This window comes from Neobacillus oceani (assembly GCF_046237595.1).
GTDB lineage: Bacteria > Bacillota > Bacilli > Bacillales > Cytobacillaceae > Bacillus_D > Bacillus_D oceani.
The window spans coordinates 740,669-753,812 of record NZ_CP143543.1; the positions used below are offsets into that span (position 1 = coordinate 740,669).

General features: G+C 48.5%; 12 protein-coding genes. 11 read left to right on the top strand and 1 reads right to left on the bottom strand.

Annotation, left to right across the window (positions count from 1 at the left end; genetic code table 11):
• Positions 1–41 precede the first annotated feature (41 nt).
• A complete protein-coding gene (locus V1499_RS03575; protein ID WP_409273874.1) occupies positions 42–1,199 on the bottom strand; it encodes a metallophosphoesterase in 1,158 nt (385 codons plus the stop codon).
• Positions 1,200–1,377: 178 nt separating this feature from the next.
• Between V1499_RS03575 and V1499_RS03580 the strand changes: the two genes are divergently transcribed.
• The 11 genes from V1499_RS03580 (at position 1,378) to V1499_RS03630 (ending at position 13,140) form a co-directional block, all read left to right on the top strand.
• On the top strand, positions 1,378–1,935 hold the full coding sequence (locus V1499_RS03580; RefSeq protein ID WP_409273876.1) for a GNAT family N-acetyltransferase: 558 nt from the start codon (positions 1,378–1,380) through the stop codon (positions 1,933–1,935).
• Between the two features lie 67 nt (positions 1,936–2,002).
• Positions 2,003–2,380, top strand: coding sequence for a VOC family protein (locus tag V1499_RS03585; protein ID WP_409273878.1), 378 nt, complete (start codon positions 2,003–2,005; stop codon positions 2,378–2,380).
• 57 nt (positions 2,381–2,437) lie between these two features.
• The gene (locus V1499_RS03590) at positions 2,438–3,409 is read left to right on the top strand and encodes a glycerophosphodiester phosphodiesterase family protein (protein ID WP_409273879.1); all 972 of its coding nucleotides are present in this window, start codon (positions 2,438–2,440) and stop codon (positions 3,407–3,409) included.
• Between the two features lie 469 nt (positions 3,410–3,878).
• The gene (gene argC / locus V1499_RS03595) at positions 3,879–4,916 is read left to right on the top strand and encodes an N-acetyl-gamma-glutamyl-phosphate reductase (protein ID WP_409273881.1); all 1,038 of its coding nucleotides are present in this window, start codon (positions 3,879–3,881) and stop codon (positions 4,914–4,916) included.
• A 71-nt stretch (positions 4,917–4,987) separates the two neighbouring features.
• Positions 4,988–6,214: a bifunctional ornithine acetyltransferase/N-acetylglutamate synthase gene (argJ, locus tag V1499_RS03600; protein ID WP_409273883.1), complete on the top strand. Its 1,227-nt coding sequence runs from the start codon at positions 4,988–4,990 to the stop codon at positions 6,212–6,214.
• Between the two features lie 21 nt (positions 6,215–6,235).
• A complete protein-coding gene (gene argB, locus V1499_RS03605) occupies positions 6,236–7,042 on the top strand; it encodes an acetylglutamate kinase (RefSeq protein WP_409273884.1) in 807 nt (268 codons plus the stop codon).
• Positions 7,032–8,219, top strand: a complete 1,188-nt coding sequence (locus tag V1499_RS03610) for an acetylornithine transaminase (RefSeq protein WP_409273885.1) — start codon at positions 7,032–7,034, stop codon at positions 8,217–8,219. The genes argB and V1499_RS03610 overlap by 11 nt, the downstream gene beginning before the upstream one ends.
• A gap of 116 nt (positions 8,220–8,335) precedes the next feature.
• Entirely contained in the window at positions 8,336–9,307 is a 972-nt protein-coding gene (gene argF / locus V1499_RS03615; protein ID WP_409273887.1) for an ornithine carbamoyltransferase, read from the top strand.
• Positions 9,308–9,374: 67 nt separating this feature from the next.
• Positions 9,375–10,586: an argininosuccinate synthase gene (locus V1499_RS03620; protein WP_409273888.1), complete on the top strand. Its 1,212-nt coding sequence runs from the start codon at positions 9,375–9,377 to the stop codon at positions 10,584–10,586.
• 143 nt (positions 10,587–10,729) lie between these two features.
• Complete coding sequence (gene argH / locus V1499_RS03625; protein WP_409273890.1) at positions 10,730–12,103, top strand: argininosuccinate lyase; 1,374 nt, start codon at positions 10,730–10,732, stop codon at positions 12,101–12,103.
• A 161-nt stretch (positions 12,104–12,264) separates the two neighbouring features.
• A complete protein-coding gene (locus V1499_RS03630; RefSeq protein ID WP_409273892.1) occupies positions 12,265–13,140 on the top strand; it encodes a carbon-nitrogen hydrolase family protein in 876 nt (291 codons plus the stop codon).
• Positions 13,141–13,144 lie beyond the last annotated feature (4 nt).

Genomic DNA, 13,144 nt, shown 5'->3' on the forward strand with positions numbered 1-13,144 from the left:
CGAAAGTAAAGTACAGGGAAAAAGAAAGGAGCCCCTCACGGTCAGAGGATGGCTCCTTCATTTTTGTTGTAGTGCGGTTCGGCTTCCTCGGCAAACGTTACATCGATTTCGATAATCTCCGAGCGGCTCCCCAGCCTAAGGGGCGGGCCCCAAAAGCCATATCCCGATGAGACAATCGTATGCATGTCCCCTTTTTGCAAATAGCCCCAGTCAATTTCAAATAATTTTCTCGTTATCAAATGGTTGGGTGCCATCTGGCCCCTGTGCGTATGGCCACATAGTAGCAGATCGACGCCATTTTCGGCTGCGATTGAAACCTCGGCTGGTTGATGGTCCATCATAATAATAGGCATGGACGGGTCCGTTGCGGCCAAAAGGTCACTCAGTTTTTGACGGAATTTATCAGTTTTATCCTTCCTGCCGGCAAGGAAGAATGCTTCATCGATTTCTACCACTTCGTCCTGAAGGATTTGAATGCCGGCCTTGTCCATTTCCCGGACAAACTCCGGGATGGCCCCGCCATAATATTCATGGTTGCCAAGTACTCCGTAAACGCCAAGCGGGGCGGATAACTCCTTCATCACTTCACCCATTTTTTTGCGGATGAAAGGTTCCGGGTCGTCCTCGATAATGTCACCAGGCAAAAGGATAATATCCGGCTTGATCCCGTTCGCTTTTTCAACTAGCCTGCGGAGGTGGCTAATCCCGGATAAATTGCCAAAATGCATATCCGAAGCCATCGCGATTTTCAGCTTTTTGTGCCCGCTGGCCTGTTTTGGAATGGTAATGGAATACTTTCTGACAACCGGGCTGTAGGCGTTAAAAGTGCCGTATACGAAAATAGCTGAAAAGGCAGCAAGCACAAATAGGCCTGTCCAAAAAATTGCCTTACTGGAGGGAAGGCCAGTTTCTATTAGAATATATCCAGCAAGGTTCGCGGGCGGCAACAGGAAAAGCGCATATTGCAAGATGCCAAACCAGTAAGAACCAATTATTGTGAAAATCGGCATCCTGAACTTCGCCCGTCCCAGGAGATAGGAGAAAGCCAGTATGAAAACAATTGCACCATACAGCGGGACGGGAGGCATTGGCGACCCGGCTGAATCAAGCCAAATCCAGCCATTCCAGCCGATATATAAAACAAGCAACGAATAGATGATAAAAAAGATTGCAAAACCAGCAATCATCCTAAACTTCATGAAGCCGCTCCTTTCTTAGGGGAAAACTCTAAAGCTAGTATACTCATTATTGCCTGAAAAAGCTTCCTCAACATGGCCGGAAATACATCTATGCAGAAATGGCGTTAAGGTATATAATTGGTGAAATCAATTTGGAAGAAATTAACCGGAAGGACAAGGTTGAAAGGAAGCGAGAGGCATGGTTCCTATTTTAAAAGAGTTTCCGAGCGAATTTGAGACTAAGAGATTACTGATCAGGCTGCCGAAACCTGGTGACGGAAAAGCGGTATTTGAAGCGATCAAGGCATCTGTTCAGGAATTAAAGCCGTGGATGCCGTTTGCCAAAATCGAACAAACCGAAGAGGATGTGGAAGCGAACATCCGGGAGGCATACGCAAAATTCATCAAAAGGGAAGACCTGCGGCTGCTCGTGTTCGACAAGCAATCAGGAGCGTTAATCGGTTCATCCGGCCTTCACAGGATTGATTGGAGCGTTCCGAAATTTGAAATTGGCTATTGGATTGACAGCCGATACAGCGGAAACGGGTTTATGACAGAAGCTGTCCAAGGAATTGTTGATTTTGCCATTTCCCAACTGTCCGCCAAAAGGATTGAAATTCGCTGTGATTCCCGGAACGTGAAAAGCAGGGCGATTCCTGAACGGTTAGGTTTTAAACTGGAAGGAATCCTGAGAAACGATGTTCTTTCCGTTGACGGGGAATTGCGTGACACATGCGTATTCGCAAAAATATTTTAGCTTGTTTTAAGGCCCCGCCTCAGTGTGCTATACTGCTAGAGAAAGCACAATCCGGGAGGGTACATTTATGAAAAGCGCAAGCCCATATGTTCTAGTAGATAACTGCCAGGAGGCAATCGAGTTTTATCAGGGGATTCTTGGCGGCGAGGTAAAAGTGCTGAATGAGCACGCAGGAAACCTACTCCACGCTGAGCTTCATTTTGGAAACGGGTCCTACATCCATTTTGCATTCAAGTTCAAGCAGGAACCAGTTCCTGGCGATATGGTCAAGATTATCCTTACCTGTGATTCAGAGGATGAAATCAAAAATGTCTATACTGCTTTAAGTGAAGGCGGAAAAGTAACGGTTGAACTGCAGGATACTTTCTTTGGCGCGCTCCATGCGCAGGTAACCGATAAAAACGGTATCAACTGGGCAATGAACTATTTCAAACAGCAGGGATAAGATTGATGAAGGCATTGTCCAGTTGGCGGGCAATGCCTTTTTTCTAAGGGGGATTTTATGAAGAAGCGCAAGGTTGGAAGGCGAATGGCCATTTTTTTGGCGATACTGGCTCTTTTCATTTTCGTAAACAATACATCCATCTTCAGCAGCAACAAAATAGGGAAAACAAAGCTCCTTGCCCACAGGGGGGTAGCCCAGACGTTTGATATGACTGGCATCACGAATGAGACGTGCACGGCAGAACGGATCTACCCGCCAGAGCATGGCTACCTGGAAAACACAATCCCTTCGATGGAAGCTGCCTTTAAAAACGGGGCCAATGTAGTTGAACTGGATATCCACCCAACGAAGGATGGGAAGTTTGCAGTGTTCCATGACTGGGAACTTAGCTGCAGGACGGACGGAGCAGGCGTGACAAGGGATTTTACAATGGAAGAGCTGAAAAAGCTGGACATAGGCTATGGCTACACGGCTGACGGCGGAAAAACCTTTCCATTCAGAGGGAAGGGCATTGGTCTAATGCCTTCGCTAGATGAAGTATTAAAACAGTTTCCAGATAAAGATTTACTGATTCATATCAAAAGCAGTGATCCTGAGGAAGGGAAAATGCTCGCGGAGTATTTTCGGAGTTTTTCAGAGGGAATGCTTGGGCAGCTAACGGTATATGGAGGGGACGAACCGATTGCTTCTCTTAAAGAGGAGCTCCCTGATTTGAGAGTTATGTCTAAGGCTACAATGAAAAGCTGTCTTCTTCCTTATATGGCGGTTGGCTGGGCAGGCTATGTACCGAAAACATGCGAGCGGACACAGGTTCACATCCCTGAAAAAATCGCGCCATGGCTTTGGGGCTGGCCTGGGAAATTTGTCGACCGAATGGAAGATGCCGGAACGAGGGTAGTCCTTGTAGCCGGCGATGGAGGTTTTTCGGAGGGATTTGATACACAGGAAGATACGGAACGGGTACCAGAAAGTTTTCAGGGCTGGATTTGGACTAACAGGGTTGATACGGTTACAAAGTTTTTGAAATAGCAAAATTCTAGAAGGAACGGGCTGTCGATTGGCGGCCTGTTTTTTTTGTTTTTAAGGAAACTTTAAAATTGATCCTTGTGGATACCTCAAAACAAGTTATTGTAATCCAGCTCTAGCGCCTAGCCCCTCGAGGTCATAAGCCGGTTCCCTCCGGAGGGCTGGCCCGTCCTGCGGGCCCCGTCTTATGCTGGTCGGGGCTGACCACTAAGGAAAGCTCCTTCGAATAATCATCGCAGGGACAGGCGATCTTTGCCTGTCGCGAAGGCGCTTACGCATTTTGTTCTCGGCTTTACTCGCTAAAGGTCAAATTTATATATTTTTATACAATGAAATGAATATTGCTTATCCTTCATATCCAATTATTAGGGGTAAATGCCCATTTATCATAAAGAATTTAATTTTTTTTAAAAGACTACTTGCATAATTATGAGTATGTAATTATAATAATTCAATATTGGAGGGATGGAGTGTGAAAGCAGCGATTATTGGTGGAACGGGATACAGTGCACTTGAATTGATTCGGCTCATAAACAAACATCCGCATCTGGAGTTGGGGCCGATCGTTTCCAGTTCGAATGCAGGAACTGTATTCAGCGAAGTTTTTCCGCATGCGGCAGGAACAATTGACAACAGGATGGCAAGTTTTGATGCGGAAAAGATTAGCAAGGAAGCAGAAATTGTGTTTCTTGCAGTCCCATCAGGCATCAGCAAAACACTCGTTCCTGATCTTACGGCATACGGGGTCCGGTGCATTGATTTATCTGGAGACCTCAGGCTTACTTCACCGGATGCCTACGAAAAGTGGTACGGCCACACACCCGCCGGCGAGGAAATAATCGGCCAGGCGGTTTATGGATTAAGTGAAATTTATAGCGATTATATAAAGAATTCTAGAATTATAGCAAACCCAGGCTGTTATCCGACGGCTTCCCTATTGGGGCTGCTGCCTATTATAAAAAGTGGGCTTGCGGACTTGCAGTCTATCATTATCGATGCCAAATCAGGTGTTTCAGGAGCGGGACGGGGCGTATCCCTTGGCACACATTTTTCCGAGGTGAACGAAAACATAAAAGCTTACAAGCTTGGTTCCCACCAGCATATTCCTGAAATTGAGCAAATCCTTTCGAAAGAGGCAGGTAAGCCGGTACTAGTAACATTCACCGCACATCTCGTACCGATGACGAGAGGCATACTTGCGACGTTATACGTTAACTTGACGGAATCGATTTTATTGGAAGAAGTCAGGAACCTTTATAGAGAGTACTACAGCAGCCATCCTTTTGTACGGGTACGGCCTGAAGGGAATGTTCCAGCGACGAAGGAAGTAGCCGGAAGCAATTTTTGTGATATCGGGCTTTATTTAGATGAAAGGACGAACCGGCTGACAATTGTCTCCGCAATCGACAATCTCATGAAAGGGGCCGCGGGCCAGGCCATTCAAAATGCGAACCTGATGAATGGCTGGGATGTCCGGGCTGGCCTTGAAGATATTTCGTTTTATCCGTAAGGAAACCATGAAACAACGAAATAACCACTTTTTTTTAAAAAAATTCCGAATGGAAAGAGGGGAACAAGCACGTGCAGGCAACAGTGAGCGGGAAAATTGGTTCGGAAGAAAAGGGCGTTTTTCTTTTGCCCAAGGGATTCAAGGCAGGAGGGACGCACTGCGGCATCAAGAGGAAGCGCCACGATTTAGGCTACATTGTATCCGAGGTCCCTGCTGTTGCGGCAGGCGTTTATACAACGAACAGTTTCCAGGCGGCGCCTCTTGCGGTTACGCAACGAAGCATCGCTATTGAAAACAAAATCCAGGCGCTAATCGTCAATTCAGGAAATGCCAATGCTTGCACAGGAGATCAGGGAATGCAGGATGCGTACGAAATGCAGCAGCTGTTCGCTGGGAAGCTCGGAATCGGGAGCCATCTAGTCGCTGTCACATCAACGGGTGTCATCGGCGAACTGCTTCCGATGGATTGCATCCGCAAAGGTATAGACACAATCCTTAATCAGGAATTTGAAGGGCCGGCAGAGTTTCAAAAAGCGATTTTAACGACAGATACTTGCGTGAAAAGTGCTGCTGCCGAAATTAATATAAACGGTAAAACCGTTACAATCAGCGGGGCGGCAAAGGGCTCGGGAATGGTCCATCCGAATATGGCCACGATGCTCGCCTTTGTCACTACCGATGCCAATATTGAACAGGCAGCTTTGCTGTCAGCTTTGAAGGATACAACGAATAAAACCTTCAATATGATTACGGTCGATGGGGACTCCAGCACGAATGACATGGTCCTCGTCATGGCAAATGGCCTTGCGGGGAATGAAGCCCTAAATGCGGCACACCCCGACTGGTTGGCATTTGCCGGCGGCCTGAAAGAGGTTTGTGAATCGCTCGCAAAACAAATCGCCCGCGATGGCGAGGGGGCGACAAAGCTTGTCGAGGTAAAAGTGGTTGGCGCAAAGAGCCTTGAAGATGCAAGGACAGTGGGCAAAACAATCATCTCATCGAACCTTGTAAAGACGGCGATTTACGGCCAGGATGCAAACTGGGGGCGGATTGTCGCGGCCATCGGCTATTGCGGCGTTCCAGTAATCCCGGAAAATGTTGCAGTCTCAATCGGTTCCTACCCTGTTTTCGCAAACGGCTTGCCGCTTCCTTTTTCAGAAGAAGAGGTAAAGGTGTATCTCGGCGGAACCGAGGTCGATATTTTGGTCGATCTGAACCAGGGTGATGCGGAAGCGTCGGCGTGGGGATGCGACCTTACGTATGATTATGTGAAAATTAACGCATCGTACCGGACCTGATGTCCAGAATGGGGGTACAAGATGGGCTTCTTGGTAATTAAGTGTGGCGGAAGCATTATGGAAGATATGCCGCAAGCATTTTATGAAGATATTGTCGCGTTAAAGCAATCCGGCGAATGGTCGCCAATCATTGTGCATGGCGGCGGCCCACTGATTACGTCACTTCTCGCGAAATTGGATATCAAAACCGAATTTGCCGGGGGCTTAAGGATTACGAGCAACGAAGTGCTTGATGTAGCCGAAATGGCGCTGAGCGGATTGGCCAATAAACAACTAGTCCGGAACATTGGAATCGCCGGCGGCAGGGCAATCGGAATCAGCGGTACGGACGGAGGGCTCCTGGAAGCACGGCCGGCGGAAAATGCGGGCATGCTTGGCTTTGTCGGAGAGGTATCGAACGTGCAAACATCGATAATCGAGCACCTTGTCGAAGGCGGCTTCATCCCGGTCATTTCCCCGATTGGAATGGATGGAACCGGGCAGAGATACAACATAAATGGTGATACAGCCGCAGCGGCGGTTGCAGCATCACTCGGGGCAAACCTTTGTTTTATAAGTGACATCCCCGGCATCCTTGTTGAAAAAGAAGGGGAAAAAGTGAAACTCGATGCAGCCACACCAGCCGAAATTGATGGATTGATTGCATCAGGCCAAATTTGGGGCGGGATGATTCCCAAAGTAAGGGCCGCGGTCAACGCGCTTAATTTCGGAGTAAGAGAGGCGGCAATCATGAATGGCCTTGAGCCGGGGAGCTTGCTTTCATACGCCCGTGGGGAAATTCAGGGAACGAAAATAATCGTTGAACAGGAGGCCATCCATGGCAACTAATAGTACAGCAGAACAAGTATCGGCACTCATGCAAACGTATAGCCGATTCCCAATCTCCCTTGCCAAAGGGAAGGGGAGCCATGTTTGGGATACGGACGGAAACAAATACCTTGATTTCACATCGGGAATTGCGGTATGCAATCTCGGCCATGTACCCGACCAGGTGAAAAACGAGGTTCAAAAGCAGCTGGATCAATTATGGCATTGCTCGAATCTTTACCATATTCCAGCCCAGGAAGAACTGGCCAAACTTCTTGTTGAAAACAGCTTTGGGGAGCAAGTGTTTTTTTGCAACAGCGGAGCTGAAGCGAATGAAGCGGCAATCAAGCTTGCGAAAAGATACGCGCGGAAAATAAAAGGGAACGATTCACCCGAAATTATTACTTTCAGGCAGTCATTCCATGGCAGGACAATGGCGACACTGACCGCAACCGGACAGGAAAAAATCCAAGATGGATTTAGCCCGCTTCTACCGGGCTTCCGCTACATGCAATTCAATGACATGGCTTCACTTGGTGAAATTAAAGAGAGCAATGCCTGCGCAGTCTTGCTGGAGCTTGTCCAGGGGGAGGGAGGAGTCATTCCCGCGGATCCGGCCTGGGTGAAGGAACTCGAGGCCATTTGCCGGGAAAAAGGCATCCTGCTCATGATTGATGAAGTCCAGACCGGGATTGGCCGGACTGGGACATTGTTCGCCTACGAACAATACGGAATCGTGCCGGACGTCATTTCACTTGCGAAAGGGCTCGGCTCCGGTTTCCCGATTGGAGCGATTATTGCCGGAAGTGAAGCCGCGAAGGGATTTGAACCGGGAAGCCACGGAAGTACATTCGGCGGCAACCCGCTTGCTGCTACAGCAGGACTTGCGACAGTAAAAGCAATGCTTGGTGGGGGAGTCTTGGAGAAGGCAGCCGGTCTGGCAAGCTACCTGGATGAAGGCCTTGCCGAATTGAAAGCAAAGCATTCGGTTGTTAAGGAAATCCGCGGGCTTGGCCTTTTGAAGGGAATAAAAATTGATGGAAATGCACTTGATATTGTAAAAACGGCAATTGAGGAGGGACTGCTCATTCTGACAGCCGGCCCTGATGTAATCAGGATCCTCCCGCCGCTCACTGCTTCAAAGGAAGAAGCGGACCAGTTCCTGGACATTTTAGATAGAGCTTTAAACAAGTTTTAAGCGTTTTGTAAAAGCAATTTTGCCAATGGGGTTTTTATAAATTAATAGTGAATCTCCCGGTTTTAAGGCCGTACATGCCAAGACGGCCGGGAGTTTTTAAAACGGAGGGGAACAACATGCTGAATGCAATCAGAAAGGGAGAATCATTCGTACCAAATTTAAAGGGGAAGGATTTCTTACGGCTGGCGGATTTTTCACAGGAAGAAATCGGCTGGCTGCTTGAAACGGCTGTTCAGCTGAAGAAGGCGCAAAAGCAGGGGAAACCACAGGCATTCCTAAGCGGCAAGGTTCTCGGGATGATTTTTGAAAAATCATCGACCCGGACACGCGTGTCATTCGAAGTGGGCATGATGCAACTCGGCGGCCAGGCGATCTTTTTAAGCACAAAGGACCTTCAGCTCGGGCGCGGCGAAACGATCGCAGACACAGCGAAAGTCCTTTCCCGGTATGTTGATGCGGTAATGATCCGTACTTTTGGGCACGAGCGAATTGAAGAATTTGCCGAGCATGCATCCGTTCCGGTCATCAACGGGCTGACCGACCTCCATCACCCGGCCCAGGTAATGGCCGACCTGCTAACAATTTACGAAAACAAAGGTTATCTTGAAGGCCTGAAGCTCTGCTATATCGGCGACGGCAATAATAATATGGCCCATTCCCTCCTGGAAGGGGCAGTCAAAATGGGTATGCATATCAGCGTTGCTAGCCCTCCAGGCTATGAGCCGAACAGCTCGATTGTGAGCCAGGTGGAAAAAGAGGCAGGCTTGTCGGAAAGCAATGTTTTAATAACGGAGGATCCACGTGAAGCGATTTCCGGAGCCGATGTGGTCGTTACGGACGTATGGACGAGTATGGGACAGGAAGAGGAAGCGAAGGAACGCCTGGCAACATTCGCCCCATTCCAGGTGAATGAAGAACTGTGCAGCCTCGCAAACAAGGATTATCTCTTCCTTCACTGCCTGCCAGCCCACCGCGGCGAGGAAGTCACCGAAGGCATTATTGATGGCCCTCACTCCGTTGTGTTCGACGAAGCCGAAAACAGGCTTCACGCCCAGAAAGCCATCCTCAAAGCGTTGCTTGTGGGATAACAGTGCGTCAGCGATAATTTTTAAAAAAACAACTGAAAAATATAACCTACTAAAGAGGTGCAGACACATGGCGAAAGAAAAAATTGTTTTGGCATATTCGGGCGGATTGGATACATCCGTCTCCGTTAAATGGATTCAGGAAAAATACGGGTACGACGTAATCGCGCTCGGGCTTGATGTCGGTGAAGGCAAGGATTTGGAAGCCATCCGCACGAAAGCGCTGAATGTCGGCGCAATCAAGGCCTACATGATTGATGCAAAGGAACTTTTAGCAAAAGAATACATCGTCCCTGCCCTGAAGGCCAACTGCCTGTATGAAGGGAAATATCCGTTATCTTCGGCATTGTCAAGGCCGCTCATCTCAAAATTGCTTGTTGAGGTTGCCGAAAAAGAAGGCGCGGCCGCCGTGGCCCATGGCTGCACAGGAAAAGGAAACGACCAGGTCCGTTTCGAGGTGTCCATCCAGGCACTGAACCCTAACCTGAAGGTTGTAGCTCCAGTACGTGAATGGGGAATGACCAGGGATGAAGAAATCAAGTATGCACAGGAAAAAGGGATTCCGATTCCTGTAGACTTAGACAATCCGTTCTCAATTGATGCGAATATTTGGGGACGTGCGTGCGAGGCGGGGGTTCTGGAAGATCCTTGGGCAGAGGCGCCTGAAGCGGCTTTTGATTGGACGAATCCAATTGAACTAGCGCCGGACACGCCGGAATATATTGAAATCGATTTTGAAAAAGGCGTGCCAACCGCATTGAATGGCGAGCAGCTGCCGCTTGTCGATCTAATCGAAAAGCTGAATGAGATTGGCGGAAAGCATGGCATTGGCCGTATCGACCATATCGAAAACCGCCTTGTTGGCATCAAGTCAAGGGAAGTGTACGAAAACCCGGCAGCACTAATCCTGATCCAGGCGCACAAGGAGCTGGAATTCCTGACTTTGCCGCGCGAAGTAACCCAATTCAAGACGCAGGTCGACCAACAGATGGCGAAAATCGTTTATGAAGGCCTTTGGTACTCGCCGCTGAAAGCCGCGCTGGATGCGTTTGTAGACCAAACACAGGAAGTTGTGACAGGTACAATCCGTGTCAAACTTCATAAAGGGACACATATGACGGTTGGCCGTAAATCGCCATACAGCCTGTATAACGAAGAGCTTGCAACTTATTCGAAGGGCGACGCGTTCGACCATCTTGCGGCGGAAGGCTTCATAAAAATTTGGGGCTTGCCGACAAAGGTCTATTCCCAGGTGAACAGCAAGCAGTCCGTCCTGAAGTAACTCCCTTTATTAAAAGAAGCCACCCGACGGGAAAGGGGTTCCTTTTTAGACTGGGGATCGAATGGCCGGAAAACAACTATTAAACTTGCGGCTTCCTCTGAAAAAAATAAGGAAGCCCGCATGTACCATCAGGAGGCAGGCTTATGTCAAAATTATGGGGCGGCCGCTTTACAAAAGAGACTAATAAATTGGTTGAAGAGTTTACCGCTTCAATTTCTTTTGATAAAAAGCTGGTCGAGGAGGACATCGAAGGTAGCCTTGCCCATGCAAAAATGCTGGGCGAGTGTGGAATTATCCCAATGGAGGACGTCGAGAAAATTGTTGGTGGGCTCCATGAAATCCGTGAGATGGCCAAAAACAACGAGATTGAGTTTTTAATAGAAGATGAAGATATTCATATGAATATCGAGAAGAAGCTGATTGAACTGATCGGCCCCGTTGGCGGGAAGCTGCATACGGGCAGAAGCCGGAACGACCAGGTCGCAACCGATATGCACCTGTACCTCAGAACCAAGACGAATGAACTGATCGGCCTTGTTGAAAATGTCCAGGAAGCGATAGTCGAGAAAGCGAATGAGCATATTGATACGCTGATTCCCGGCTATACCCATCTCCAGCGCGCCCAGCCAGTTTCGTTCGCGCATCATTTAATGGCGTATTTCTGGATGTTTGAGCGGGACAAGGAAAGGCTCAAGGATAGCCTGAAACGTGTGAACTGGATGCCGCTAGGATCAGGGGCCCTCGCTGGGACAACCTTCCCGATCAACCGGGAAATGACCGCCGGGCTCCTTGGTTTTGAAACGATTTACCCGAACAGCATGGACGCGGTAAGCGACAGGGACTTCATCCTCGAATTCCTATCGATTGGTTCTATTATTATTACCCATATATCCAGGCTTTCCGAAGAACTAATCATCTGGTCGAGCCAGGAATTCCGTTTTGTTGAACTCGACGACTCTTTCTGCACAGGATCAAGCATTATGCCGCAAAAGAAGAACCCGGATGTCCCGGAACTTTTACGCGGAAAAACAGGCAGGGTATACGGGAACCTTATCGGCCTCTTGACCGTCTTGAAAGGTTTGCCGCTTGCGTACAATAAGGACCTGCAAGAAGACAAGGAAGGCATGTTTGATACGGTGGAAACGCTGGAAGGCTCGTTGAAGCTTCTCGCACCAATGATCGAAACAATGAAAGTGAACGGTGAAGTCATGCGCCAGGCGCTGAACGAGGATTTCTCGAATGCGACCGATATCGCGGATTATCTCGCCGCGAAAGGAATGCCGTTCCGCGAAGCACACGAGGTGATTGGGAAAATCGTCCTTTACTGCATCCAGAACAACAAATACCTACTTGAATTAACCATGGACGAATACAGGTCATTCAGCGAACTGTTCCACGGCGACATATACAAAATCCTCACCCCCGAACACGTCGCCGGAGCACGCAACAGCTACGGAGGAACCGCCCCGGACCAAGTTCAAAAACAAATCCAGCTTGCCAAAACCCTTCTGGCCTAGTAAGTAGTATTTGTGGGTGTCATGCACCGTTGCGGGACATTTTTGTCCCACTATGGCGCATGGCACCCTTTTGGCTCTCTTTGATGCAAAACGGTATCAGTTTTAATCGAAATAAGGGATAATATAGGAAATCAATTTTGGGATAGGGGGAAGTGTGTCCTATGAAGTTAAGGGTTTCCGCGGTTCAGTATCATCTTCATACGATTTCATCTTTTGAGGAGTTTGCGGCTCAATGCGAGCATTATATAAAAACGGCGGAGGAGTTTGGGGCAGAGTTTGTCCTTTTTCCTGAGTTTTTCACCACCCAGCTGCTTTCAATTGGAGACGGTACGGGCAAGGCGCTGACAATAAACGACCTGCCAAGTTTCACTGAGCAATACCGGGAACTGTTTGCCTCGTTAGCCAAAAAAACCGGCATGCACATTATCGGCGGTACCCATGTAGTTGAAAGGGGAGGCAAGCTCTATAATACAGCCCATTTATTTTACCCGGATGGGAGAATAGAAGAGCAGGCAAAGCTTCATATCACTCCAACCGAGGTTCATGAATGGAATATGGAGAAAGGCGACAGCTTCCGTATTTTTGACACAGAAAAAGGCAAAATTGCCATTCTTACATGCTATGATATCGAATTCCCGGAAATCGTCCGCATGGCCAAAGCAAAAGGCGCCGATGTAATTTTCTGCCCATCATGTACCGATGACCGCCACGGCTTCCACCGCGTCCGTTACACAAGCCACGCAAGGGCAATAGAAAACCAGGTGTACGTTGTGTTGACGGGGACAGTCGGCGCGCTTCCGACGGTCGACTTCATGCGCCTGAATTTTGGCCAGGCTGTCGTTATTACACCAAACGATATTCCTTTCCCGCCAAAAGGGCTGATGGTTGAAGGCGAAATCAATGATGATATGATTGTAACCGCCGACTTGGACCTGGAACTACTATATGAAGTCCGCGAACGCGGATCTGTGACAACATGGCGCGACCGGAGGACCGATTTATACGTTGATTGGGAAAAAACTGAATCGGAAGGGTGAGGAG

Bases quoted from the DNA above. Each gene is read 5' to 3' on its own strand.
- V1499_RS03575 (WP_409273874.1), bottom strand. From the start codon at position 1,199: ATGAAGTTTAGGATGATTGCTGGTTTTGCAATCTTTTTTATCATCTAT.
- V1499_RS03580 (WP_409273876.1), top strand. From the start codon at position 1,378: ATGGTTCCTATTTTAAAAGAGTTTCCGAGCGAATTTGAGACTAAGAGA.
- V1499_RS03585 (WP_409273878.1), top strand. From the start codon at position 2,003: ATGAAAAGCGCAAGCCCATATGTTCTAGTAGATAACTGCCAGGAGGCA.
- V1499_RS03590 (WP_409273879.1), top strand. From the start codon at position 2,438: ATGAAGAAGCGCAAGGTTGGAAGGCGAATGGCCATTTTTTTGGCGATA.
- argB (WP_409273884.1), top strand. From the start codon at position 6,236: ATGGGCTTCTTGGTAATTAAGTGTGGCGGAAGCATTATGGAAGATATG.
- V1499_RS03610 (WP_409273885.1), top strand. From the start codon at position 7,032: ATGGCAACTAATAGTACAGCAGAACAAGTATCGGCACTCATGCAAACG.
- argF (WP_409273887.1), top strand. From the start codon at position 8,336: ATGCTGAATGCAATCAGAAAGGGAGAATCATTCGTACCAAATTTAAAG.
- V1499_RS03620 (WP_409273888.1), top strand. From the start codon at position 9,375: ATGGCGAAAGAAAAAATTGTTTTGGCATATTCGGGCGGATTGGATACA.
- argH (WP_409273890.1), top strand. From the start codon at position 10,730: ATGTCAAAATTATGGGGCGGCCGCTTTACAAAAGAGACTAATAAATTG.
- V1499_RS03630 (WP_409273892.1), top strand. From the start codon at position 12,265: ATGAAGTTAAGGGTTTCCGCGGTTCAGTATCATCTTCATACGATTTCA.